This is a genomic window from Achromobacter sp. EB05, assembly GCF_044232075.1.
Classification (GTDB): domain Bacteria; phylum Pseudomonadota; class Gammaproteobacteria; order Burkholderiales; family Burkholderiaceae_B; genus Achromobacter; species Achromobacter dolens.
Genome location: NZ_CP155917.1, coordinates 3097721 through 3121462, shown reverse-complemented (window position 1 = coordinate 3121462; position 23742 = coordinate 3097721). Strand labels below are relative to the sequence as shown.

Annotated in this window: 20 protein-coding genes; 17 read left to right on the top strand and 3 right to left on the bottom strand. The window is 68.8% G+C overall.

Annotated elements, in window-relative coordinates:
- Positions 1 to 169 precede the first annotated feature (169 nt).
- Positions 170 to 1114: a LysR family transcriptional regulator gene (locus AAID08_RS14315; RefSeq protein ID WP_395757784.1), complete on the bottom strand. Its 945-nt coding sequence runs from the start codon at positions 1112 to 1114 to the stop codon at positions 170 to 172.
- Positions 1115 to 1295: 181 nt separating this feature from the next.
- Here AAID08_RS14315 and AAID08_RS14310 point away from each other — a divergent pair, with 181 nt between their 5' ends.
- The 8 genes from AAID08_RS14310 to AAID08_RS14275 all read left to right on the top strand — a co-directional run bounded on the left by AAID08_RS14310 (position 1296) and on the right by AAID08_RS14275 (position 10307).
- The gene (locus AAID08_RS14310) at positions 1296 to 2501 is read left to right on the top strand and encodes an aminotransferase class V-fold PLP-dependent enzyme (protein WP_054502461.1); all 1206 of its coding nucleotides are present in this window, start codon (positions 1296 to 1298) and stop codon (positions 2499 to 2501) included.
- Positions 2502 to 2546: 45 nt separating this feature from the next.
- Positions 2547 to 4100: an ABC transporter substrate-binding protein gene (locus AAID08_RS14305; RefSeq protein ID WP_054502462.1), complete on the top strand. Its 1554-nt coding sequence runs from the start codon at positions 2547 to 2549 to the stop codon at positions 4098 to 4100.
- 7 nt (positions 4101 to 4107) lie between these two features.
- Positions 4108 to 5064 carry an ABC transporter permease gene (locus tag AAID08_RS14300; protein WP_395757783.1) on the top strand — a complete coding sequence of 319 codons (957 nt, stop codon included), beginning with the start codon at positions 4108 to 4110 and terminating at the stop codon, positions 5062 to 5064.
- Entirely contained in the window at positions 5061 to 5891 is an 831-nt protein-coding gene (locus AAID08_RS14295; protein WP_054502464.1) for an ABC transporter permease, read from the top strand. Before AAID08_RS14300 ends, AAID08_RS14295 begins: the two co-directional genes overlap by 4 nt.
- Positions 5888 to 6754 carry an ABC transporter ATP-binding protein gene (locus AAID08_RS14290; protein WP_144657371.1) on the top strand — a complete coding sequence of 289 codons (867 nt, stop codon included), beginning with the start codon at positions 5888 to 5890 and terminating at the stop codon, positions 6752 to 6754. Before AAID08_RS14295 ends, AAID08_RS14290 begins: the two co-directional genes overlap by 4 nt.
- On the top strand, positions 6751 to 7572 hold the full coding sequence (locus AAID08_RS14285; protein ID WP_395757782.1) for an ATP-binding cassette domain-containing protein: 822 nt from the start codon (positions 6751 to 6753) through the stop codon (positions 7570 to 7572). The genes AAID08_RS14290 and AAID08_RS14285 overlap by 4 nt, the downstream gene beginning before the upstream one ends.
- Before the next feature lie 139 nt (positions 7573 to 7711).
- Entirely contained in the window at positions 7712 to 8110 is a 399-nt protein-coding gene (locus tag AAID08_RS14280) for a DUF2946 family protein (protein ID WP_175189361.1), read from the top strand.
- A gap of 88 nt (positions 8111 to 8198) precedes the next feature.
- Positions 8199 to 10307: a TonB-dependent copper receptor gene (locus AAID08_RS14275; protein WP_395757781.1), complete on the top strand. Its 2109-nt coding sequence runs from the start codon at positions 8199 to 8201 to the stop codon at positions 10305 to 10307.
- Here the strand turns inward: AAID08_RS14275 and AAID08_RS14270 are convergent.
- Positions 10297 to 11211 (bottom strand): LysR substrate-binding domain-containing protein, encoded by a 915-nt coding sequence (locus tag AAID08_RS14270; protein WP_054502469.1) that lies wholly within the window; start codon positions 11209 to 11211, stop codon positions 10297 to 10299. The genes AAID08_RS14275 and AAID08_RS14270 overlap by 11 nt on opposite strands.
- A 108-nt stretch (positions 11212 to 11319) precedes the next feature.
- On the opposite strand from AAID08_RS14270, the gene metC reads away from it, so the two are divergent.
- From metC to AAID08_RS14225, 9 genes are all read left to right on the top strand, one after another.
- Positions 11320 to 12468: a cystathionine beta-lyase gene (gene metC / locus AAID08_RS14265; RefSeq protein ID WP_372413325.1), complete on the top strand. Its 1149-nt coding sequence runs from the start codon at positions 11320 to 11322 to the stop codon at positions 12466 to 12468.
- 155 nt (positions 12469 to 12623) lie between these two features.
- Positions 12624 to 13763, top strand: a complete 1140-nt coding sequence (locus tag AAID08_RS14260; RefSeq protein WP_395757780.1) for an amino acid ABC transporter substrate-binding protein — start codon at positions 12624 to 12626, stop codon at positions 13761 to 13763.
- A gap of 19 nt (positions 13764 to 13782) precedes the next feature.
- A complete protein-coding gene (locus tag AAID08_RS14255; protein ID WP_395757779.1) occupies positions 13783 to 14931 on the top strand; it encodes an amino acid ABC transporter permease in 1149 nt (382 codons plus the stop codon).
- Positions 14928 to 16022: an amino acid ABC transporter permease gene (locus AAID08_RS14250; protein WP_395757778.1), complete on the top strand. Its 1095-nt coding sequence runs from the start codon at positions 14928 to 14930 to the stop codon at positions 16020 to 16022. The genes AAID08_RS14255 and AAID08_RS14250 overlap by 4 nt, the downstream gene beginning before the upstream one ends.
- Entirely contained in the window at positions 16019 to 16774 is a 756-nt protein-coding gene (locus tag AAID08_RS14245) for an amino acid ABC transporter ATP-binding protein (protein WP_395757777.1), read from the top strand. The genes AAID08_RS14250 and AAID08_RS14245 overlap by 4 nt, the downstream gene beginning before the upstream one ends.
- 91 nt (positions 16775 to 16865) lie before the next feature.
- Positions 16866 to 17369 (top strand): sigma-70 family RNA polymerase sigma factor, encoded by a 504-nt coding sequence (locus AAID08_RS14240; RefSeq protein WP_049073825.1) that lies wholly within the window; start codon positions 16866 to 16868, stop codon positions 17367 to 17369.
- Positions 17356 to 18342 carry a FecR family protein gene (locus AAID08_RS14235; protein ID WP_144657359.1) on the top strand — a complete coding sequence of 329 codons (987 nt, stop codon included), beginning with the start codon at positions 17356 to 17358 and terminating at the stop codon, positions 18340 to 18342. The genes AAID08_RS14240 and AAID08_RS14235 overlap by 14 nt, the downstream gene beginning before the upstream one ends.
- Before the next feature lie 162 nt (positions 18343 to 18504).
- A complete protein-coding gene (locus AAID08_RS14230; RefSeq protein WP_254603906.1) occupies positions 18505 to 20886 on the top strand; it encodes a TonB-dependent receptor in 2382 nt (793 codons plus the stop codon).
- 90 nt (positions 20887 to 20976) lie between these two features.
- A complete protein-coding gene (locus AAID08_RS14225) occupies positions 20977 to 22650 on the top strand; it encodes an NAD(P)/FAD-dependent oxidoreductase (protein WP_155865912.1) in 1674 nt (557 codons plus the stop codon).
- 114 nt (positions 22651 to 22764) lie between these two features.
- Here AAID08_RS14225 and AAID08_RS14220 read toward each other — a convergent pair whose 3' ends face one another.
- The gene (locus AAID08_RS14220; protein ID WP_054502477.1) at positions 22765 to 23742 is read right to left on the bottom strand and encodes a tripartite tricarboxylate transporter substrate binding protein; all 978 of its coding nucleotides are present in this window, start codon (positions 23740 to 23742) and stop codon (positions 22765 to 22767) included.

The window sequence follows — 23742 nt, the reverse complement described above, 5'->3', positions numbered from 1 at the left end:
CCGGGGCGAAAGGCCCCGATACCGCATGATGCTTATGCCGGCCGATATTTGGAAATATTCAATTACCTTTAACTCATAGCCGGGCGTTGTAACCGGCGCGCCGCACCCGCGTTTTCCGGCATGTGGCGGTCTCGCGGATCGACCAGGCCTGGCGCGGGCGGCGCCGGTCTCACGGGAACGCCATCAACGCGTCGCTTTCGGCGGGATCGGGCTCGATCAGTTCGACCCGTTCCGGCGCCATCTCCTTGACCAGCCGGATCAGCATGCGGGCGAACTCGCGCGCCTGCTCCGACGGCGCAAAGGCGCTGGGCAACAGGAAGCCGTAGGGCATGGTCAACCGCGGCTCGAAATCGCGCAGCACGATGCCCGGCACATTGGCCGCCAGGATCGGATCGGCCAGCGCAATGCCGATGCCCAGCGCCGCCAACTGGCAGGCCGACTGGCCGGAGGAAGTTTCCATCACCAGCCGCAGCGGCAGCCGGCGCCTGGCCATCAGATCGTCGATGTGCTGACGCAGCAGGGTAAACGGGCGCAGCGCGATGAAAGGCTCGTCCTGGATGTCGTCGGCGGTGACCACCGCCTTGGCCGCCAGCCGATGGCCCTCGGGCATGGCGATCACCAGCCGCACCTGGGCGAAGGTGCGCGAGATGATGCCGGGGAAGTCGATCGGCAGCGCCGCCACGCCCAGGTCGAACTGCTGCCCGGACATCCACAGGCCGACGTCGACCCGCGAGCGCACCTCCAGCGACACCCGCGTATGCGGATGACTGCGGGCAAACTCGGCGATGGCGCGCGGCGTGACGCTGTAGGCGAAGTACGGCTGGGTCAGGATGCGCAGCCAGGCGTCCTGCCTGTCGCGGATCGAATCGGCGATGCGCGAGACCTCTTCGAACCCGGCCAGGATGTGGCGCGTGCCTTCGTAAAAGCGCAGGCATTCCTGCGTCGGGATCAGGCCGCGCCCCTGGCGCAGGAACAGCGGAAAGCCGACTTCCTCCTCCAGTGCCGAGATCAGCCGGCTGATCTGCGGCTGGGTCCGATGCATGCGATGCGCGGCCTCGGTAACGCTGCCGGTCTCGAGCACGGCGCGCAGCGCCTGCAGGCGGTTCAGGCGCATAGGGACAAACCCCGATGGGTCGGACAGGGGGGTGGCGCTAGTTGGATACCGCGCCAGAGGGAAAATCGCCTTGGCTGCGCCAACACATTACAAAAGCGCATGAATCAATACTCCAAACGAAATTGACGCATGAATTCACGCAATCTTAGGATCATCCCACCTTCAATGAAAGAGGCGCGGCGTGAATATCCTCGACAAACCGGTTTCCGTGGGCGGACCCGCGGCACTTTTTCCCGATGACCGCAACGGCATCGAACAGCTCGACTGGAGCAATATCGGCGACGCGTTTCCGATCAAGCAGCGGCGGGCCTACCTGAACAACGCCTCGATCGGAGCGCTGAGCCTGCCGGTGGTGGCGGCGGTGAACCGCTTCATGGAGGACGTGCGCGACAACGGCCGCAACGCCTATCCCGAGTGGTGCCGCTACGCCGAGGAGACCATCAAGGCCCGCATCGGCCGCCTGATCGGCGCCCATCGCGATGAGATCGCCTACGTCAAGAACACCACCGAAGGGCTGGTTAACGTGGCCAACGGCTTTCCCTGGCGCGACGGCGACAACCTGATCCTGCCGGACATCGAATACCCGTCCAACGTCTATTGCTGGATGAAGCTGGCCGCGCGCGGCGTGACCATCCGCTGGGTCAAGAACCGCAACGGCCGCATCCTCGTCGATGACATCCGCAAGCTGATGGACGACCGCACCCGCCTGGTGTCGCTGAGCGCGGTGCAGTTCTCCAACGGCTTTCGCCAGGACCTGGAGGCCACCGCCAACCTGTGCAACGAGCGCGGCGTCTACCTGAACCTGGACGCGATCCAGTGGGCCGGTTCGCTCGAACTGGACGTGGAGAGGCTGGGCGTCCATTTCCTGTCGGTGGGCGGCCACAAGTGGATGCTGGCGCCGATCGGCACCGGCTATTTCTATTGCCGCAAGAGCGTGCTGGGCCTGCTGGATCCGCCCAGCGTGGGCTATCACAGCGTCGACAGCACCGAGGACCACATGCACTACCTGCTGGAGTACCGGGCCAACGCCGGGCGCTTCGAGGAGGCCCTGGCCAACTTCACCGGCATCTGGGGCCTGGACGCCGCGGTGCGCATCCAATTGGCGCTGACGCCGGCCCGGATCGAGTCGCATATCCTGGAGCTGACCGATTACGCCAGCGCCGCGCTGCAACGCAAGGGCTACCAGATCGTCAGCTCGCGCGCGCCGGGCGAGGCCTCGGGCAACCTGTCGTTCAAGCACTCGGGCCAGGATGCGCAGGAACTGGCGCTGCGCCTGCGCGAGGCGGGCGTGGATCTGGCGGTGCGCGGCGGCAACCTGCGCATTTCGCCGAGCTACTACAACGATTCCACTGAAATTGACCGCCTGGTCGAGGCGCTGCCGTCCTGAGGGCGCGCCTGGCAAGCGGATAATCCAGAGCAAAAGGGGTACAACATGACGTTCAAGCAGACCTGGCGCCGGATGGCGCAACTGGCGGGCGCGTGCGCGCTGGCGGCCGCCGCCGCAGTCGCGCACGCGGCCGACACGCCCAAGCCCGGCGGCACGCTGCGCTATGGCACGGTGTCGGAAATCGTGTCGCTCGATCCGCACGTCTACGGCGGCAGCGCCTGGAAGGTCCTGATCGAGGCGCTCTACAGCCCGCTGGCGGGCTACGACAAGAGCGGCGCCATCGTGCCGCGCCTGGCGCAAAGCTGGGACCAGCCCGACGCCCGCACGATCGTGTTCCACCTGCGGCCCGACGTGGCGTTCCAGGACGGCACGCCGGTGACCGCCGACGACGTCAAGTTCTCGCTCGACCGCATCCTGGAGCCGGGCACCGGCGCCACGCTGCGCTCGAACCTGCTGGGCGCCACCGTCACCGTGGTGGATCGCGCCACCGTCAAGGTCGAAAAGCCGTCGCCCGACGCCACCATGCTGAGCGTGCTGGCCTTGCCCGAGGCGGCCATCGTGTCGCGCAAGTGGGTCGAGAGCGGCGCCAACCTGAAGCTGTCGGCCAACGGCACCGGCCCGTTCCTCTTGAAGAGCTACGAACCCGCCGTGCGCGCCAGCCTGGTGCGCAACCCGCGCTATTTCGTGGCCGGGCAGCCGTACCTGGACGGCGTTGACTTCCGCATGATCAAAAGCGACGACGCGCGCGTCAACGCGCTGCGCAGCCAGTCGCTGGACATGATCGACTTCGTGCCGTGGAAGGACATCGACGTCCTGCGCCGCAATGCCGGCACCAGGATCGACACCGCCGGCGGCGCCTTCATGAGCGTCTGGTTCAACGCCAGCAAGAAGCCGTTCGATGATGCCCGCGTGCGCCGCGCGGTGTCGTACGCCATCGACCGCGAGGCCGTGTCCAAGGCCGCCTTCTTCGGCTATGGCAAGCCCATCTACGGCGCGCCGACGCCCGAGGATTCGCCGTACTACGACAAGTCGCTGGACGGCACCTACAAGCGCGACACCGCCAAGGCCCGCGCGCTGCTGGCCGAGGCTGGCTACGCCAATGGCGTGGACGCGTCGATGGTGGTGTTCCAGGGCCTGGGCATCTACACCACGATGGCGCAGGTGGTGCAGGCCAACCTGAAGGATGTCGGCATCAACCTGAAGCTGGAGCCGGTCGAATGGGCCACGCTGGTCGAGCGCAAGAACCGCGGCGACTATGACTCGATGATCTACGGCGTGTCGGTCAAGCTGCCCGACCCCGATGCCTACGCCTATTACCTGGGCGGCGACTCCAGCTATTGGGCAAAGCCGATCGGCTACCGCGACCCCGAGCTGGAAAAACTGCTGGCCGAGGGCCGCGCGCTGACCGACACGAAGGCGCGCCAGCCGATCTACCAGCAGGCCGAAAAGCGCATCCTGGAGACCAGTCCCTGGGTGTTCGTGAGCTGGCGCGAACAGGCCCAGGGCTACTTGCGCAAGGTGCACGGCTACACGCAGTTGGGCGGCGCGCTGAGCGAAAGCAGCCCGGGCATTTCGCTGCCGACCATGTGGATCAACTGAGGCCGGCATGCTGCCTTTCCTGTTCAGACGCCTGGCGTCGGCCATCGTCACCCTGGCGCTGGCGACGGGCGTGGTCTTCATCGCCATCCACCTGCTGCCGGGCGATCCGGTCGCCATCATGCTGGGCGATCAGGCCGGCAGCGATCCGGTGGCCGTGGCGCGGGTGCGCTCCCAGCTCGGCCTGGACCTGCCGCTAGGCACGCAGTTCACGCACTGGGCCGGCGCGCTGGCGTGCGGCGACCTGGGCGTGTCGCTGCGCACCGGCGAGCCGGTGGCCGACGAGCTGGCGCGGCGCATTCCGCGCAGCCTGGAACTGATCGGCGCCGGCCTGCTGGTGGCCGTGCTGCTGGGAGTGCCGCTGGGCGTGGTGGCGGCGCGCTCGCGCGGCCGGCTGGCGGGCGCCGCGGCCTCGGTGGTGGCGGTGGCCGGCTTCTCGGCGCCGGTGTTCGTGCTGGGCATCCTGCTGGTGCTGCTGTTCAGCCTGGCGCTGGGCTGGCTGCCGTCGTCGGGCTTCGTGGCGTTCTCGGACGATCCCGCGCAGCACCTGCTGGCGCTGATTCTGCCGTCGCTGACCATCGGCCTGAACTTCATGGGCGTGGTGGCGCGCATGACCCGCGCCAGCCTGTCAGACGTCATGGGCCGCGACTACGTCAAGCTGGCCCGCGCCAAGGGTCTGCCGCGCGGCAAGGCGATCCTGCGGCACGCGCTGCCCAACGCGCTGGTGCCGGTCATCGCCATCGTCGGCGTGCGCGCCGGCAACCTGCTGGGAGGCACCGTCATCATCGAGGCCCTGTTCGACTGGCCGGGCCTGAGTTCGCTGCTGGTGAGCGCTGCCTTCTCGCGCGACTATCCGGTGATCCAGGGCTCGCTGCTGGCCATCTTCGCCTTGTTCATCCTGATCAGCCTGGTCATCGACCTGGCGCAGGGTTTCGTCGACCCCCGCATCCGCAGGCCCTCCGCATGATCGCATTCCTTCGAGCTTCCAAGGCCGGCGTGCCGGTGCACCTGGCGCTGGGCTTCCTGACGGTGGTGGTGCTGGCCGCCGTCTTCGGGCCGGCGCTGGGGCTGGCCGATCCCTATCGCATCGACGCCGCCAATCTGCTGTCGTCGCCATCCTGGCAGCACTGGCTGGGCACCGACGAGCTGGGGCGCGACCTGCTGGCCCGCGCGGTGTACGGCGCCCGCGTGTCGCTGTCGGTGGCCGCGGCCGCCGTGATCCTGGCCGGCGTGCTGGGCGTGGCCGTCGGCGTGGGCGTGGCCTTCCTGGGCCGCCGCGCCGAGGCTGCCGCCATCCGGGTGGTGGACGTGTTCGTGTCGCTGCCGGAGATTTTCGTGGCGCTGGTGGTGCTGGCCTTCATCGGCGGCAACCTGCCGACGCTGGTCGCCACCATCGGCGTGCTGTACGCGCCGCAGTTCGCCCGGGTCGCGTGGGGCGTGGCGCGCGGCATCCGGGCGCGCGAGCACGTGCTGGCGGCCAGTTCGCTGGGCGCGGGCACCGGCTGGATCATCTGGCACGAGGTGCTGCCCAACATGCGCTCCATCATCGCGGTGCAGGCCTCGTTCACTTTTTCCTTCGCGATGCTGCTGGAGGCGGGCCTGAGCTTTCTCGGCCTGGGCGTGCGTCCGCCGGTGCCGTCGTGGGGGCAGATGGTCGGCTCGCTCAAGGATTACCTGTTCACAAATCCATGGCCGGTGCTGGTGCCGGCGCTGGCGCTGTTCTTCACGGTGCTGGCCGTCAACGTGCTGGGCGACTGGCTGCAGGACGCGCTCAATCCGGAGTTGCAACGATGAGCCCCGAAACGGATGTGCTGCTGTCGGTCAGGAACCTGACCGTCGATTTCGACACGCCGCAGGGGACGTTCGCCGCGGTCAAGGGCGTGGACCTGACCCTGCGGCGCGGCGAGGTGGTGTGCCTGGTGGGCGAATCGGGCTCGGGCAAATCGGTCACCGGCTTTTCCCTGATGGGATTGGTGGACGCGCCCGGACGGGTCGCGGCCGACGAGCTGCGTTTCGCCGGCCGCGACCTGTTGCGCGCCACCGAGCGCGAACGCGACGCGCTGCGCGGCAAGGACATCGCCATGGTGTTCCAGGAGCCGATGACCGCCCTCAACCCCGGCCGCAACGTCGGCAGCCAGATTGCCGAAGTCATGCGCATCCATGGCGACATCGGCCGCCAGGCCGCCTGGGAGCGGGCGGTGGCGCTGCTGGAGCGGGTCGGCATCCGCGAACCGGCGCAGCGCGCCAAGGCCTATCCGCATGAGCTGTCCGGCGGGATGCGGCAGCGGGTCATGATCGCCATCGCCTGCGCCTTGTCGCCACGGCTGATCATCGCCGACGAGCCGACCACCGCGCTGGACGTGACGGTGCAGGCCCAGGTGCTGGAACTGTTGTTTTCAATCCAGGCCGAGACCGGCGCCGCCGTGCTGTTCATCACGCACGACCTGGGCGTGGTGGCCGAGATCGCCGACCGCGTGGTGGTGATGCGGGCGGGCGAAGTGGTGGAGGAGGGCGACGTGGGCCAGATCTTCGGCCGGCCCGCGCATCCCTACACCCAGGCGCTGCTGGCCGCCGTGCCGGACGTCGACGCGCCGCGCGATCGCGGCCGCCGGCTGGCGCGGCGTGCGCGGGCCGAGGCACAAGGATCCTCATCATGAGCGAATTCATTTTGCGCGCCGAAGGCGTCACCAAGGATTATGTCGCCGCCCGCGGCCTGCTGGGCCAGCCGACGCGGCTGGTGCACGCGGTCAGGGGCGTCAGCCTGGCGGTGGCGTCGGGCACCACGCTGGCGCTGGTAGGCGAATCGGGATCCGGCAAGAGCACCCTGGGCCGCTGCATCGCCGGACTGTTGCGTCCAACCTCAGGCCATATCGAGCTGGCGGGCCACGACGTGCGCCATCTGGCGGGCAGTCGGCTGATGGCGTTCCGGCGCCAGGTGCAAACGATTTTCCAGGATCCCTATTCCAGCCTGAATCCGCGCCGCCGGGTCGGCGACGCCATCATGGACGGCATGGTGATCCACAAACTGTACTCACCCGACGAGCGCCGCGACCGCATGCAGGCGCTGCTGGCGCGGGTGGGACTGCGGCCCGAGCACGCGCAGCGCTTCCCGCACCAGTTCTCGGGCGGCCAGCGCCAGCGCATCGCCATCGCCCGCGCCCTGGCGCTGGAGCCGTGCTTCATCATCGCCGACGAGGCCGTGTCGGCGCTCGACGTCTCGGTCAAGGCGCAGGTGCTGGACCTGCTGGCCGACCTGCAGGCCGAGCAGGGGCTGACCTACCTGTTCATCTCGCACGACCTGGGCGTGGTGCGTCACTTCGCCGACCGGGTCGCCATCATGGCCGCGGGCGAACTGGTGGAAGAGGGCGAGTGCGACCGCATCTTCGAGGCGCCCGCGCAGGACTACACGCGCAGGTTGATCGCCGCCGTGCCGCGCCCCGATCCGTCGCGCCGTCGCCTGCGCCAGGCGGCCTGATCCGAGGCGCGGGCTTGATGCGGATCAAGCCCGCGCATCGGCCGCGGTCGTTGGCGCGTTTCCGAACGTCCTACAAGGCGCCGCGCACCTTTTTGGCCGGATCCTGCGTGCTACCATCGGCGCCTTCGAGGGGATGCGAATGCACACGGGCGCCAATACCGGGAGACGATGGACCGCGTTAGCCGCGGCGTTCCTGTTCGTGTTCCAGGCGCTGATCGCCTCCGCCGCGCTGCCCGGCCCCGGCGCCAGGGCGGGCGCCACCACCATCATCTGCACGGCCAGCGGCCCGCGCGTGGTCACGCTGGACGCCGAGGGCGGCGTCGCGCAGGACGCGCAACAACACAGCGGCGCCTTGCCGCATTGCTGCTTCGCCGGCTGCGCCATGCTCGGCGCCGCGGCGTTGTCCGGGCTGCTGCCGCTGGCCTGGCGCCTGCCCGTGGTGCGGCAGGCGCTGCCGGCGCCCACCGTCGACATCCACTTCTCCAGCGCGCAGGCGCGATTGCCGCGGCAGTCGCGCGCGCCGCCCGTCCTGGCCTGAACCCCACCCGTTCCCGTTGTTGCTGGCGCGCCTTGCTTGCGGCCCGCGTGGCCGCGCGCGTCCAGCCCGTTCAGATCCAGAGACTCTCATGCACAAGAACAACGACATCCTGCGGGCGACCGGCCTGGCCTGCGCCCTGGCCGCGTCGTTTCCCGCCTGGCCGCAGGCCGCCGGCGTCGACGCCATCACGACCGTCGATCCGGTGGTGATCACCGGCGTGGCCCCGAGCGCGCCGCTGACCTTCACGACCGACCCCAAGATCCCGCGCCAGCCCCTGCCGGCCAGCGACGGCACCGACTACCTCAAGACCATTCCCGGCTTTTCGGCCATCCGCAACGGCGGCACCAACGGCGACCCGGTATTGCGCGGCATGTTCGGCTCGCGCCTGAACATCCTGACCAACGGCACCTCGATGCCCGGCGCCTGCCCGGCGCGCATGGACGCGCCCAGCTCGTACATCTCGCCCGAAAACTTCGACAAGCTGACCGTCATCAAGGGCCCGCAGACGGTGCTGTGGGGGCCGGGCGCCTCGGCCGGCACCATCCGCTTCGACCGCGACACGCCGCGTTTCACCGAGCCCGGCGTGCGCTTGGACGGCAGCCTCGTGGGCGGATCAAACGGCCGCAACGACCAGGCCGCCGACCTGACCATGGGCAACGACAAGGTCTACGCCCGCATCACCGCCAACCACTCGCACGCCCAGGACTACAAGGACGGCGACGGCAACAAGGTGCCGTCGCGCTGGGACAAGTGGAACGCCGACGTTGCGCTGGGTTTCACGCCCGACGCCGACACGCTGTACGAGCTGACGGCCGGCACAGGCGATGGCAACGCGCGCTACGCCGGGCGCGGCATGGACGGCTCGCAGTTCAAGCGCGAAAGCTTCGGCCTGCGCTTCGAGAAGCGCAACCTGGGCGGCGTGCTGGACAAGCTGGAGGCGCAGCTCTACTACAACTACGCAGATCACGTGATGGACAACTACACGCTGCGCACGCCGGACCCGCACGGCATGATGCCGATGGCGATGGCCTCGAACGTGGATCGCGCCACCTGGGGCGGGCGCGTCGCCGGCACCTGGAACCTGGCGCCGGACCTGAGCCTGGTGACCGGACTGGATTTCCAGCAGAGCCGGCACCGCTCTCGCAGCGGCACGGACACGGTCTCGTACCGCTCGCAGAACTGGGTCAAGGACGCGAGCTTCGCCAATACCGGCCTGTTCGGCGAGCTGACCTGGCACGCCACGCAGGACAGCCGCATCATCGGCGGGGCGCGGGTGGACTGGGCCTCGGCCAAGGACTTCCGCCGCGACAATGGTTCGATGATGATGCCGATGCCCAACCCGACGGCCGGCGAACGCCGCAACGAGACGCTGCCCAGCGGCTTCCTGCGCTACGAACGGGACCTGGCGGACCTGCCGGCCACGGTGTACGTCGGCCTGGGCCACGCGGAACGCTTCCCGGACTACTGGGAACTGTTCTCGCCGAAAAAGGGACCCGACGGCTCGGTCAATGCGTTCCGCGGCGTCAAGCCCGAAAAGACGACGCAGCTCGATTTCGGCGCGCAGTACAAGACCGAGACCCTGGATGCCTGGCTGTCCGGCTACGCCGGCTATGTCGACGACTTCATCCTCTTCGACTACGCCAAGCGCGGCATGGGGGGCATGGGAGGCATGGGCGGCATGCATGGCGGCCATGGCGGACACGGCAGTTCGACGCAGGCCGCCAACATCGACGCCCGCATCGCCGGCGGCGAACTGGGGCTGTCCTACCAGGCGGCGCCGCGCTGGAAGCTGGGCGCGACGCTGGCGTATGCCTGGGGCCAGAATCGCAGCGACGGCCGCGCCTTGCCGCAGATGCCGCCATTGGAGGCCAAGCTCAGCGCCGCCTACGACGACGGCACCTGGTCGGCCGGCGCGCTGTGGCGGCTGGTGGCGGCGCAGCGCCGCTACGCGCTGAACCAGGGCAACGTGGTGGGCAAGGACTTCGGCCCCAGCGCCGGCTTCGGCGTGTTCTCGCTGAACGGCGGCTACGCGGTCAGCAAGCAGGTCAAGCTGTCGCTGGGCGTGGACAACCTGTTCAACAAGACCTACGCCGAGCACCTGAACCTGGCGGGCGACGCCGGCTTCGGCTTTGCCGCCAACACGGCCTTCAATGAACCCGGCCGCACCCTCTGGGCGCGCCTGAGCTTCAAGTACTGAGTGCCGTCCGGATCCGCTTGAGGTCCCGCTCCAGCTCGATGCGCATCGCTTTCAGCAACGCCCGCGCGTTTTCCGAAAGCGGTGTGCCGGGCCGGAACACCAGCAGGCACGCAAAGCCGATGTCCAGTTCCAGCGGCTTGATGGCCAGCCCGCGCGCCAGGTAGTCCAGCGCCATGACCGGATGCACCATGCCGATGCCCACGCCGTGCAGGGCGAACTCGCAGACGGAGTTGGAGTAGGGCGTCTCCAGCACCGGGCGCAGCGCCAGGCCCTGGTCGTGCAGCGCCGCTTCCAGCCGTCGACGGCTGGCGTCCTCGGGGTTGAGCGCGATGAAGGCGTGCTCGGTCAGGTCGCGCAGCGTGATGCGCGGCCGCGCCGCCAGCGGATGGCGGCTGTGCATGGCGATCACGCCCGGCAGCCGCAGGAATTCCGAGTGCTCCAGGCCGGCCACCGACAGCTCGTCGGCCATCAGGCCGAAATCGAGCTGGCCGGCCGCGACCTGCCGCAGCACCTCGCGCGAACTCATGATCTGGAACGACATCTGGATGCGGCGGTCCTGCAGGCCGAAGGCGGCAATGGCGCGCGGCATGAAACCGGTGCCCAGCGCCGGCAGCGAGCCGACCGCCAGGCGCCCGACGCCGAACGATTTCAGGCTGCGGATGCGGTGCTCGATCAACTCGAAGCCGGCGAAGCAGCGGTCCACTTCCTCCATCAGCGCGCCGGCCTCCTGGGTCGGCACCAGCCGGCCGCGCACGCGCTCGAAGAGGCGCAGTTCCGACGAGGTTTCCAGCTTGCGGATGGCCTGGCTCACCGCCGGCTGCGAAATGCCCAGCAGGGTGGCGGCCTTGCTGGTGGTGCCGGCCTGCATCACGGCCCGGAAGACCTGGATCTCGCGCATGTCCATCTATAAGTCCCGCTTATTGACTAAGTTTTTTCGATTGTTGAGGCAATGGTGGGAAAGACAGACACTGGCGCTGTTCCCGATCACTCCTAAGCCCAGCAAATAGAGTAGATGAAAGCTATCAATCAGACTAATAGAGATTTCGCCAGTCTCTCGCCCGCCGTCCAGCGGGCCTCCACCGTGGTGTTCGATTCGCTCGACGCCTTCGTCAACCGCAAGCACCGCCAGCCCGACGGCTTCAGCTACGGCGTCACCGGCACGCCCACCGCGCGCCTGCTGGAAGACCGCATCGCCGCGCTGGAAGGCGGCCGCCACTGCGTCATCACGCCGTCGGGCGCGGCGGCGCTGATGACGGTGGTGATGGGCTTCGTGCGCGGCGGCGACCACCTGCTGCTGTCGGCCGCCTGCTACGGCGCGCTCAAGACCTTCGGCGAGAAATGGCTGGCGCACATGGGCGTGGACGTCGAGCTGTACGACCCGTCCATCGGCGCGGGCATCGAGGCCTTGATCCGCCCGGCCACCCGCATGATCTGCATCGAGGCGCCAGGCACCGTCACCATGGAAATGGTCGACGTGCCCGCCATCGCCGCCGCCGCCCGACGCCATGGCGTGCTGACCATGATGGACAACACCTGGGCCAGCCCGCTGGGTTTCCAGCCGCTGGCGCACGGCGTCGACTTCAGCGTCGAGGCCGCCACCAAGTTCTTCGGCGGCCATTCGGACGTGCTGATGGGCAGCATCAGCATGAACGACGCCGACCACTACGCCGTGCTGCGCGAGACCCAGAGCATCCTGGGCCAGCAGGTCAGCCCGGACGATTGTTTCCTGGTGCTGCGCGGCCTGGAGACGCTGGCGCTGCGGTTGCGCGCGCAGAGCGACGCGACGCTGCGCGTGGCCGAGTGGCTGCAAAGCCAGCCGCAGGTCGAGCGCCTGCTGTATCCGCCGCTGCCGTCGGACCCGGGCCATGGCCTGTGGAAGCGCGACTTCCGCACCAACGGCTGCCTGTTCTCGATGGTGCTGGCGCCGGCGCCCGAGGCGGCGTTCAACGGTTTCTTCGATTCGCTGCGTCATTTCGCCATCGGCGCCAGTTGGGGCGGCGTGCACAGCCTGGCCGCCTATTACCCGGCGGGCTTGCAGGCGGGCCGTGCCTTCCCGGCGACCGACCGGCCGATCGTGCGCCTGTCGATCGGGCTGGAGGACGTGGACACGCTCAAGGACGACCTGCGCGGCGCGCTGGCGGCGTACCAGGCGCAACGCTGAGCGCCGGCCGGCAAGGGTGCAGGCCGAGCGTTCGCCGCTGGCGCCGCCCCGCACGCCGGCTCGCGCCGAATCCAGTTCAACACACCGGCCGGCCGCGCATGGCCGACCGGCACGAAGCGCCCCGAGGCGCTCACCACATAGCAAGGGGAATTGCCATGTTCAGCTTCAAACAGACTTACCGTTGTCTCGCCCTGGCCATCGCGGCCTGCGTCCCGGCCGCCGTGCCGGCCCTGGCCGCCGCCCAGCCCGCGGCGCAACCCGAGGCACAAGCCGCGACACAAACCGCGACACAAGTGCCCGCCGCCGGCGCCTCGCCGGTGGCGGCGGCCGTCACCCAGGCCAACAGCCCCACGGTCGACCAGATCCGCGCCCGCGGCTACGTCATCTGCGGCTCCGGCCATGGCACCACCGGCTTCTCGGCGCCCGACAAGGACGGCAACTGGAAGGGCCTGGACGTCGACACCTGCCGCGCCATCGCCATCGCGGTGCTGGGCGACGCCAGCAAGACGCGCTTCGTGCCGCTGACCGGCCAGCAACGCCTGACCGCCTTGCAGACCGGCCAGATCGACGTGCTGCCGCGCACCACCTCGTGGACCCTGCGGCGCGACGCCAACGGCATCAACTTCACTTATCCGAACTACTACGAGTACGACGCCTTCATGGTGCGCAAGGACCTGGGCATCACCCAGACCAAGGACATGAACGGCGCCACCATCTGCGTGCAGACCGGCTCCACCAACGAGGTGACGGTGGCCGACCTGTCGCGCAAGTTCAAGCTGGGCCTGAAGACCGTGCTGTTCGACAACGTCGCGGCCTCGCGCCAGGCGTTCTTCTCGGGCCGCTGCGACGGCCTCATCACCGACGCCTCGGCGCTGGCGGCGGTGCGCGCGACCCAGGCGCAAAACCCGGACGACTACGTGATCTTCCCAGCCAGCGGCCACAGCGAGGCGCTGACGCCGTCGGTGCGTCATGGCGACGACCGCTGGTTCGACATCGTCAAATGGGTCATCCAGGTGCCGATCGCCGCCGAGGACATGGGCATCACCCAGGCCAACGTCGACGACATGCTCAAGTCCGACGACCCGCGCATCGCCCGCTTCCTGGGCACGGAGCCGGGCAACGGCAAGGCGCTGGGGCTGGATGAGCGCTGGGCCTACAACATCGTCAAGCAATTGGGCAACTACGGCGAGATCTTCGAGCGCAACGTCGGCAAGAACAGCCCGATGAAGCTCGAGCGCGGCATGAACCGCCTGTATCGCGACGGCGGCCTGATGTACCCGTACGTCTTCAACTGAGCGGCGCGCGGGGCTCATCATGTTCAAGCGACTCTGGTTCGACGGCCGCGCCCGGTCCGTCCTGGCGCAACTGCTGATCGCCGGCGCCTTCGTCGGCGGCGTGGGCTGGCTGGCCTGGAACGCCCACGCCAACCTGACCCAGCGCGGCATCGCCATGGGTTTTGACTACCTCGGCGAGGCGGCCCGTTTCCCCATCGCCGAAAGCCTGCTGGCCTACCAGCCCACCGACAGCTACGGCCGCGCCTTCCTGGTGGGGCTGGCCAACACGCTGTACATCTCGGCGCTGGTGATCGCGGCCTCGACGCTGCTGGGCTTCGGCCTGGCGCTGGCGCGCCGCAGCCGCCATCCGCTGGTGACGGGCGTGGCCACGGTCTACCTGGAAGCCGTGCGCAACACGCCGCTGGTGGTGCAACTGCTGTTCTGGTACAGCCTGGTGACGATCAACCTGCCGCCTGCGCGGCAGGCGTTGCAGCCGCTGCCGGGCGTGTTCCTGTCGGTGCGCGGACTGTTCTTTCCGAGCCTGTCGTTGCAGGGCGATACCGGGCCGCTGTGGTGGGCGCTGGCCGTCGCTTTGCTGCTGCTGTGGGGCTCATGGCGCCTGGCACGGCGCGCCGTCGCGCCTAGCGTGCCGTGGCGCAGCCTGGGCCTGGTCGCGGCGCTGGCCCTGGTGGCCGCCGTGGGGCAGTGGGGCGGCGCCTCGCTGCACGCCGACGTGCCGGCACTGCGCGGCCTGAATTTTGCCGGCGGCAGCGCCTTCACGCCGGAATTCACCGCCTTGCTGGTGGGACTGACGATCTACTCGGCCGCTTTCTCCGGCGAGATCATTCGCGGCGGCATCGACGCGGTGCCCGCCGGCCAGTGGGAAGCCGCGCATTCGCTGGGGCTGAAGCCCGGCGCCGCGCTGCGCTGGATCGTGGTGCCGCAGGCGTTGCGCGTGATCATCCCGCCGATGACCAGCCAGTACTTGTCCGTCATCAAGAACACCACGCTGGCGCTGGCTGTGGGCTATCCGGACCTGTCCTTCGTCATCACCACCACCATCAACCAGACCGGCCAGGCCATCGAGGGCGTGGCGGTGCTGATGGCGGTGTACCTGAGCATCAGCCTGAGCGTGTCGCTCTTCATGAACCTGTACAACCGCCGCATCCTGAGGACGCAACGCGCATGAGCCTGTCCCATCCTTCCTCTCTGCCGCGGGTTCTGCCGCCGCCGGCGGACCGCCGCGACAGCGCCTGGCATCGCCTGTTCGGCAGCGCCGTCAGCGCGCTCGCCACCGTGGCCACGCTGGCGCTGGTGCTGGCCGCTGCCGGCAAGCTGCTGAACTGGGCGGTGCTGGATGCCGTCTGGCCGGGCGCCACGGGCGCCGTCTGCCGCCAGGCCAGCGGCGCCTGCTGGGCCTTCCTGGGCGAAAAAATGCGCCAGATCCTGTTCGGCATCTATCCGCCCGGCGAGCAATGGCGGCCCACCGTGGTCTGCCTGTTCATCCTGGCGATGACGGTGTTCTCGCTCAGCCCGCGCCAATGGCGCGCCCGCACGGCGGTCATCTGGATCGCGGGGCTGCTGGCGGGCCTGGCGCTGATGCAGGGCGGCATGTTCGGCCTGGCGCGGGTGCCGACCTCGTCGTGGGGCGGCCTGCCGATCACGCTGCTGCTGGCGGTATGCGCGCTGGGCGCCGGACTGCCGCTGGGCGTGCTGCTGGCGCTGGGACGTCGCGGCAGCCTGCCGACGGCGCGCTTCATCAGCATCGGCGTGATCGAGCTGATCCGAGGATTGCCGCTGGTCAGTCTGCTGTTCATGGCCTCGATCGTGCTGCCCATCATGCTGCCGGCCGGCATGACCATCGACAGTCTGCTGCGCGCCGGCATCGCGCTGACGGTGTTCTCGGCCGCCTACCTGGCCGAGGTGATCCGCGGCGGCCTGCAGGCCATTCCGCCCGGGCAGACCGAGGCCTCGCGCGCGCTGGGGCTCTCATGGTGGCAGATGACGCGTCTGGTGGTGCTGCCGCAGGCGCTGCGCAAGGTGATCGCGCCGCTCACCAACACCGCCATCGTGATGATCAAGAACACCAGCCTGGTGCTGATCGTGGGCCTGTTCGACCTGCTCAGCTCGGGGCGCGCGGCGTTGACCGATCCGGCCTGGCCCACGCCCTACGTCGAGACCTATCTCTTCATCGCATCGATCTATTTCTGCATCTGCTTCGGCCTGTCGCGCTATTCGATGTGGCTGGAACATCGCTATAAAAAAGGGGAACTCCGATGACCACGCCTTCCGCCTCCACGCCGCCCGCCATCGCCATCGCCGGCATGCACAAGTGGTATGGCGACTTCCATGTGCTGCAGGACATCAACCTGCAGGTCCGGGCGGGCGAGCGCCTGGTGATCTGCGGGCCGTCCGGTTCCGGCAAATCCACCATGATCCGCTGCATCAACCGGCTCGAACGCCACCAGCAGGGCTCCATCGTGGTCAACGGGGTTGAGCTGAGCGACGACCTGCGCGCCGTGGACGGCGTGCGCACCGACGCCGGCATGGTGTTCCAGCACTTCAACCTGTTCCCGCACCTGACGGTGCTGGAGAACTGCATCCTGGCGCCGACCCAGGTGCGGCGCATGCCGCGCGCGCAGGCGGTGGATCTGGCCATGCGCTACCTGGAGCGGGTGCGCATTCCCGACCAGGCCGGCAAGTACCCGGGCCAGTTGTCGGGCGGGCAGCAGCAGCGGGTGGCCATTGCCCGCTCGCTCTGCATGCAGCCGCGCATCATGCTGTTCGACGAGCCAACCTCGGCGCTCGATCCGGAGATGGTCAAGGAAGTGCTGGACACCATGACCTCGCTGGCCGAGGACGGCATGACCATGCTGTGCGTGACCCACGAGATGGGCTTTGCCCGCAACGTCGCCGACCGGGTGGTATTCATGGACGGCGGCCGCATCATCGAGATGGGCGAGCCGGGCGATTTCTTCGACAACCCCCGGCATGAACGCACGCGCGCCTTCCTGGAGCGCATCCTGCATTAAGGAGGGCAGGGCGGCGGACGCAGCCATCACGCCCGGGTTTGTTTATGAAAATGGAAACCATTATCATGCATGCCTCTGTCGATTGTGCGTCATGTCCTCGCGTCCGTCCCGTCCCTCCGGCTTCCTGGCCTATTACGAAGAGCTGCTCGCGGTCTGGACCCGCAAGCTGGGCTGCCGCGACGCCGCGCGCGACCTGGCCCACGACGCGCTGGTGAAGTGCCTGGAAACCGACCCGGCGCAGGTGGCGCAGCCGCGCGCCTATCTGCACCAGGCCGCGCGCAACGCGGCCGTCGACCAGTTCCGCCGCGACGGCGGGCAGGAATGGGTGCCGCTTGATACCATTGCCGACCACGCCAGCCCCTTGGGCGACCCGATGGCCCAGGCGCGCACCGGCCAGTTGGGCCAGGCGCTGGAAGCGGCGCTGGCGGAACTGCCGCTCAAGTGCCGCCAGGTGTTCGTCTGGCAGCGTCTGGAAGGCCTGACGCAGGCCGAGATCGCCGAACGCATGGGATTGAGCAAGAACATGGTCGAGAAATACATGATCCGTACCGCGCTGCATCTGCGCGAGCGGCTGGGGGCGTATGCGCCCCACTGACGCCGCATCGCCCGGGCAGGCCGGCGGCGAGGCCGGCGCCGACGCCATCCGCGCCGAGGCGGCGCGCTGGTTCGCGCGCGCCCATTCCGGCGAGTGGGACGCCGCGCAAGAACAGGCGCGCGCCGACTGGCTGGCCGCCGATCCGCGCCACGCCTATGAGTACCGCCTGCTGGAATCGATCTGGCAGGCCGCGGACGCCGTCGCGCCCGAGCGCCTGCGCGCCCTGGCCGAAGCGCCGCGCCGCACGGCCCGTTCCGGACGGCGCGCCGCGCTGGCCCTGAGCCTGGGCGCCGCGATCCTCGCCGTGGGCGGCTGGGCGCTGTGGCCGCGCGGCGCGGGCTGGACCGAATACCAGACACAGATTGGCGAACTGCGCAGCGTGGCGCTGCCCGATGGTTCCCGCGCCGAATTGAATAGCAACAGCCATATCCGCGTGCACTTCGACGACGCCGAGCGGCGCGTGCTGCTGGTGGCGGGCGAGGCGCTGTTCTCGGTCGAGAAGAACGCCGCCCGCCCGTTCGTGGTCGATGCCGGCTTGGGCACCGCCACCGTGACCGGCACGCGCTTCGACGTGCGCCGCGACGCGGACCAAGTGCGGGTGCTGGTGGAGTCGGGTTCGGTCAAGGTGGCCGGCGCGCACGACGCGGCGGCCGTGCCGGTCACGGCCGGGCAGGGCGTGCGCATCGGCGCGGCCGGGCAGGCCGGGGCGGTCGAGCCCGCCGACGTGGCCGCGACACTGGCCTGGCGCGGCGGCCAGATCCGCTTCAGCAATACCGACCTCGCCACGGCGGCGCGGGAAGTATCGCGGTACCGGCAGCATCCGATCGTGCTGGGAGCCGGGGTGGCGCATCTCACCGTGACCAGCGTGTTCCAGACCCGCGACACGGACGCCTTCCTGACGGCTTTGCCGCACATCCTGCCGGTGCAGGTGCGCCAGTTGCCCGACGGCCGCAGCGAGATTTCGGCGCGGTGATGCTGTTACAAAATAGTTCGGCCAGACATTCAGGTTTTTTTGCCGTATTGCGTCTTCTTCTTGATTCCGTGGGGCATGGGGCCCATCGATAGCGGATCAGGAGCAGAAGCTGTGGTTCACAAGAAAATGGGACAAGGCGCGCCGGTGGCCGCGCGCCTGACGATGGCCGCGATGGCGGCAGTGCTGGCGTTCGGTCCGGGGATGGCCGACGCGCAGGCGACGGCGCCCGTCGCCATCGACATGCCGGCGCAATCGCTCGACCAGGCGCTCAAGCGGCTGGCCGAAACGCACGGCCTGCAGATTTTCTATGCGCCCCAGACCGTGGCCGGCATGCAGGCGCCGGCACTGTCCGGGTCCATGACGCCACAACAGGCGCTGGCCGCGCTGCTGCAGGGCAAACCATTGCGGCTGCGGCAGGAAGGCTCGGCCACCATCATCGAACCCGAGGCGGCCAGCGGCGGCGCCACCGTGATGGCGCCTATCGAGGTCAGCGCCTCGCGCACGGCCAGCAACCTGGTCAGCCCCGTGCAGCAGACCATCGTGCTGGAGCGCGACGCCTTGCAGGAACTGCGCACCGGCTCCGACAGCCTGGCCAGCGTGCTGGCCAAGACCGTGCCGGGCATGGCCGATTCCAGCCGCACCATGACCGACTACGGCCAGACGCTGCGCGGACGCGGCGTGCTGGTGCTGGTGGACGGCATCCCGTTGAACACCAACCGCGACTCGTCGCGCAATCTGGCCAACATCGACCCGGCCACCATCGAGCGCGTCGAAGTGCTGCGCGGCAGCAGCTCGATCTACGGCGCCGGGGCCACCGGCGGCATCGTCTCGATCACCACCCGGCCCGCCGGCGGCGAACCGGTGGCCGAAACCACCGTGACCGCCGTCAGCCCGCTGAGCCGGCTGAATTCGGACGGGCTGGGCGGCCAACTGCAGCAGCATTTCGCCGGCAGCCAGGGCATGCTGGACTACGCGCTGGACCTGGGCGCGCGCCACAACGGCGCCTCCTACGACGCGCGCGGCCGCCGCATCGCGCCTGAACCCAGCCAGGGCGATCTGTTCGACTCCAACATCTACAGCCTGGGCGGCAAGCTGGGCCTGCGGCTGGACGACAAGCAGCGCCTGCAATTGTCGGCCAGCTACTACAACGCCGACCAGCATTCCGATTACACCTCGGATCCCTCGGTCGGGCGCCTGCCGCCGGGCACGGCGCGCGCGCTGCCGCTCGGCGGCCTGGACCTGGCCGACCAGAACCAGATCCGCAACACGCTGGTGAACCTCGAATACCAGCATCTGGACCTGCTGGGCAGCAAGGTCACGGCGCAGATGTACTACCGCGACTACTACACGCGCTTCACGCCGTTCGACGCGCGCGCCGTGGTCACGCGCGGCGGCAACGTCGACCAGGTCATGCAGAACACAAAGGTGTTCGGCAGCCGGCTGACGATCGACACGCCGCTGGGCGAGCAGTCGAAACTGCTGTGGGGCATGGACTTCAACCAGGAACGCAGCGACATGCCGATCGACGTGTTCGACGCGGCCGCCTACGACGCCAGCGGCGGCCGGGTGTTCCGCAAGACCGGCCGCCTGACCTACATGCCCGAGCTGACCTCGCGCAGCACCGGCATCTTCGGCCAACTGGAGCACCGCTTCAACGAGCAATGGTCGGTGCAGGGCGGAGCGCGCTACGAGTACGCCACCGCCCGCTTCGGCGACTTCGTGCCCCTGTCGCAGTCGCGGGTGGCGTCGCCAGCCTCGGTACGGGGCGGCTCGGTCAGCTACGACGCCTTCCTGTTCAACGCGGGCCTGACCTACGCGCCGATCCGCGGCCAGGAGCTGTACGCCAACTTCAGCCAGGGCTTCCAGTTGCCGGACATCGGCGTGCAGATGCGCAACGCGCGGCCGGGCTTCGACATCGGCTCGTCCGACCTGCAGCCGGTCAAGACCAATAACTACGAGCTGGGCTGGCGCGGCGGGGTGGGCAACACGACCGCGTCGCTGGCGCTGTTCTACACCACCTCCAAGCTGGGCGATGTGCAGAGCTTCAACAACGGCCTGATCCTGACCCGCACCGAGGAGCGCATCCACGGCATCGAGGCGACGGTGGACTACCTGACCGACGACGAGAAATGGGGCACGGGCGGCACGTTCACGTGGATGAAGGGACGCGAGCGGCCCGACAACGGCCAATGGCGCGACATGACCGGCTACCGCATTCCGCCGCTCAAGCTCACCGCGTACCTGCAGTACCGGCCCAACGAGCGCTGGAGCAACCGCATCCAGGCCAATTACTTCGGGGCCAAGGACTACCGGCTGGATGGCGTCGAGAGTTTCGGCCGCCGCGACGTGGGCAGCTACTTCACGGTGGACCTGATGAGCCGCTACCAGGTCACGCCGAAGGACACGCTGATCGTCGGGGTCGAGAACCTGTTCAACCGCGACTATTACCCGCTCTATAGCCAGTTGATGCGCACCAGCACCAATACCAGCCGCCTGCCGGCCCCGGGCACGGTGCTGACGCTGACGTACCAGCATCGCTGGTAGCGACCGGGAAGAGGCAAGGGGCAAGGGCCGTCGGCGTGTTTTAATACGCGCTTTACGAGCCCTTGAACCCTGACACGGTTCCCCTGCCTCATGTTGCGCCTGACCGAAATCATCCTGCCCCTGTCGACCTCCCAGGACGACATCGAAAACACCCTGCGCGCCGCGGCCTGTAGCCGCCTGGGGATCGCCCCGGAAGCCCTGCGCGCGTTGACCATCTTCCGCCGCAGCTATGACGCGCGCAAGCGCAGCGCCATCACGCTGACCTATTCCGTGGATGTCGAGGTGGCCGACGAGGCCGCCGTGCTCAAGCGCGTCGCCGGGTTGCGCACCGTCATGCCGACGCCGCCCATGGAATACCAGTACGTCGGCCACGCGCCGGCCGATCTGCCCGAGAGCCGTCGCCCCGTCGTGATCGGCTTCGGCCCCTGCGGCCTGTTCGCGGCGCTGATCCTGGCCCAGATGGGGTTCCGGCCGATCATCCTGGAGCGCGGCCGGGTGGTGCGCGAGCGCACCAAGGACACCTGGGGGCTGTGGCGCAAGAACACCCTGCAACCCGAGTCGAACGTGCAGTTCGGCGAGGGCGGGGCGGGCACGTTCTCGGACGGCAAGCTCTCGACCCAGGTCAAGGACCCCAAGCATTACGGCCGCAAGGTGCTGCAGGAATTCGTCGCCGCCGATGCGCCGCCCGAGATCCTGTATGTCAGCAAGCCGCACATCGGCACCTTTCGCCTGGTCAAGATGATCGAGCAGATGCGCGCGCAGATCGCCGCGCTGGGCGGCGAGTTCCGCTTCGAGAGCCGCGTGGACGATATCGAGATCGAGGACGGCCGGGTGCGCGGCGTGCGTCTGGCGGGCGGGGAGTTCATTGCCGCCAGCCACGTGGTGCTGGCGGTGGGCCACAGCGCCCGCGACACCTTCCGCATGCTGCACAAGCGCGGGGTGTTCATGGAAGCCAAGCCGTTCTCGCTGGGGTTCCGCATCGAGCATCCGCAGTCGGTGATCGACCGCGCCCGCTTCGGTCCCAGCGCCGGCCATCCGGTGCTGGGCGCGGCCGACTACAAGCTGGTGCACCATGCCGGCAACGGCCGCGCGGTCTACAGCTTCTGCATGTGCCCGGGCGGCACCGTGGTGGCCGCCGCGTCGGAGCCCGGCGGCGTGGTCACCAATGGCATGAGTCAGTATTCGCGCAACGAGCGCAACGCCAATGCCGGCATCGTGGTCGGCATCGAGCCCAAGGACTTTCCCGGCATCGAGGACTCGCCGCTGGCGGGCATCGACTTCCAGCGCCATTGGGAAAAGCGCGCTTACGAACTGGGCGGCGGCGATTACAGCGCGCCGGCGCAGTTGGTGGGCGACTTCCTGGCGGGCCGGCCGTCGACCGCGCTGGGCAGCGTCACGCCGTCGTACAAGCCGGGCGTGACGCTCACCGACCTGTCGTCCAGCCTGCCGGACTACGCCATCGCCGCCATCCGCGAGGCCCTTCCGGCGTTCGAGCGCCAGATCAAGGGCTTTTCCATGCACGACGCGGTGCTGACCGGCGTCGAGACGCGCACCTCGTCGCCGCTGCGCATCACGCGCCGCGACGATTTCCAGAGCATGAACACCGACGGGCTGTTCCCGGCGGGCGAGGGCGCGGGGTACGCGGGCGGCATCATGTCGGCCGCCATCGACGGCATGAAGGTGGCCGAGGCGGTGGCGCTGCACCTGCTGGGCCGCGACGACATCACCGGCGGCAATCGTCGCGGCGCCAGCGACGACTATTGATACGCGCCCGGGCCGTTGGCGACCGGGCGCGTTCGCTGCGCCTGGCGCGGCGCATCGAGGCCGGCATGGTGATCCTGGTGGGCGGCCGCGGCGCCGCCCATCCCTCGCCGCAGCTCATTCCGCCTTCATGTTGGCGCTCTTGACGATCCCGCCCAGCCGTTTGTCCTCGGCGGCGATGAAGCTGCCGAACTTCTCCACCGAGCCGGGAATCGCCTCGTAGCCCGCGTCCGCCAACTGCTGCCGGACCTTGGGCGTGGCCATGACGTCGGCGATGGCCTGGTTCATCGCCTTGATGACGTCCTGCGGCGTGCCCTTGGGCGCATACATGCCGCCCCAGTGGGTGATGTTGATCTGGGCGAAGCCCTGTTCCGCCGTGGTGGGCGTGTCGGGCAGCAGCGGCGAGCGGTGGTCCGCCGTGGCCGCCAGCGCGCGCACCCGGCCCGAAGCGATATAGCTGCGCACCGACACCGCCGCCTCCGAGGCCGCGTCGACCTGGCCGCCCATCAGCGCGGTGGAACTCTCGGAACCGCTCTTGTAGGGCACGACCGTGACCGGCACCTTGAGCGCCTGGCCCAGCATTTCCGCGACGAAGTGGCCAGTGCTGCCGGTGCCGGCGGTGGCGAACAGGATGGGGCGCTTCTCCTTGGCGGCCTGTTGCTGCCAGTCCTTGAGCGAATGGATCTTGCTGTTGGCGCTGACGACAATGACCGAGGACGATTCGAACAGCAGCCCGACCGGCACCAGATCGCTGTCCTCATAGGGCATCTTGCTGCGCAGCAGCTTGTTGGTGATGGCGCCATTGCCAGCCACCAGGAAGGTGTAGCCATCGGCCGGGGCCTTGGCCACCATGTCCGAGCCGATGATGCCGCCCGCCCCGGGGCGGTTGTCGATGATGACGGGCTGCTTGAGATGATCGGACAGCCCGGTGGCGAAGATCCGCGTCATGTTGTCGAGCTGGCCGCCCGCCGAAAACGGCACGACAAGTCGCACCGGCTTCTCGGGCCAGGCGGCGGCGCTCGCGGCGGACGCCGTCATCACGCCCGCCGCGAGCGCGAGGGCGTACAGGGGATGCTTGAATCGGTCGAACTTCAT

Excerpts from the sequence above, each read along its gene's own strand:
- AAID08_RS14280 (WP_175189361.1), top strand. The coding sequence starts at position 7,712 with ATGCACACGGGCGCCAATACCGGGAGACGATGGACCGCGTTAGCCGCG.
- AAID08_RS14225 (WP_155865912.1), top strand. The coding sequence starts at position 20,977 with ATGTTGCGCCTGACCGAAATCATCCTGCCCCTGTCGACCTCCCAGGAC.
- AAID08_RS14240 (WP_049073825.1), top strand. The coding sequence starts at position 16,866 with ATGTCCTCGCGTCCGTCCCGTCCCTCCGGCTTCCTGGCCTATTACGAA.
- AAID08_RS14290 (WP_144657371.1), top strand. The coding sequence starts at position 5,888 with ATGAGCCCCGAAACGGATGTGCTGCTGTCGGTCAGGAACCTGACCGTC.
- AAID08_RS14275 (WP_395757781.1), top strand. The coding sequence starts at position 8,199 with ATGCACAAGAACAACGACATCCTGCGGGCGACCGGCCTGGCCTGCGCC.
- AAID08_RS14230 (WP_254603906.1), top strand. The coding sequence starts at position 18,505 with ATGGCCGCGATGGCGGCAGTGCTGGCGTTCGGTCCGGGGATGGCCGAC.
- AAID08_RS14300 (WP_395757783.1), top strand. The coding sequence starts at position 4,108 with ATGCTGCCTTTCCTGTTCAGACGCCTGGCGTCGGCCATCGTCACCCTG.
- AAID08_RS14235 (WP_144657359.1), top strand. The coding sequence starts at position 17,356 with ATGCGCCCCACTGACGCCGCATCGCCCGGGCAGGCCGGCGGCGAGGCC.
- metC (WP_372413325.1), top strand. The coding sequence starts at position 11,320 with ATGAAAGCTATCAATCAGACTAATAGAGATTTCGCCAGTCTCTCGCCC.
- AAID08_RS14260 (WP_395757780.1), top strand. The coding sequence starts at position 12,624 with ATGTTCAGCTTCAAACAGACTTACCGTTGTCTCGCCCTGGCCATCGCG.
- AAID08_RS14270 (WP_054502469.1), bottom strand. The coding sequence starts at position 11,211 with ATGGACATGCGCGAGATCCAGGTCTTCCGGGCCGTGATGCAGGCCGGC.
- AAID08_RS14285 (WP_395757782.1), top strand. The coding sequence starts at position 6,751 with ATGAGCGAATTCATTTTGCGCGCCGAAGGCGTCACCAAGGATTATGTC.
- AAID08_RS14255 (WP_395757779.1), top strand. The coding sequence starts at position 13,783 with ATGTTCAAGCGACTCTGGTTCGACGGCCGCGCCCGGTCCGTCCTGGCG.
- AAID08_RS14250 (WP_395757778.1), top strand. The coding sequence starts at position 14,928 with ATGAGCCTGTCCCATCCTTCCTCTCTGCCGCGGGTTCTGCCGCCGCCG.
- AAID08_RS14295 (WP_054502464.1), top strand. The coding sequence starts at position 5,061 with ATGATCGCATTCCTTCGAGCTTCCAAGGCCGGCGTGCCGGTGCACCTG.
- AAID08_RS14245 (WP_395757777.1), top strand. The coding sequence starts at position 16,019 with ATGACCACGCCTTCCGCCTCCACGCCGCCCGCCATCGCCATCGCCGGC.
- AAID08_RS14220 (WP_054502477.1), bottom strand. The coding sequence starts at position 23,742 with ATGAAGTTCGACCGATTCAAGCATCCCCTGTACGCCCTCGCGCTCGCG.
- AAID08_RS14315 (WP_395757784.1), bottom strand. The coding sequence starts at position 1,114 with ATGCGCCTGAACCGCCTGCAGGCGCTGCGCGCCGTGCTCGAGACCGGC.
- AAID08_RS14305 (WP_054502462.1), top strand. The coding sequence starts at position 2,547 with ATGACGTTCAAGCAGACCTGGCGCCGGATGGCGCAACTGGCGGGCGCG.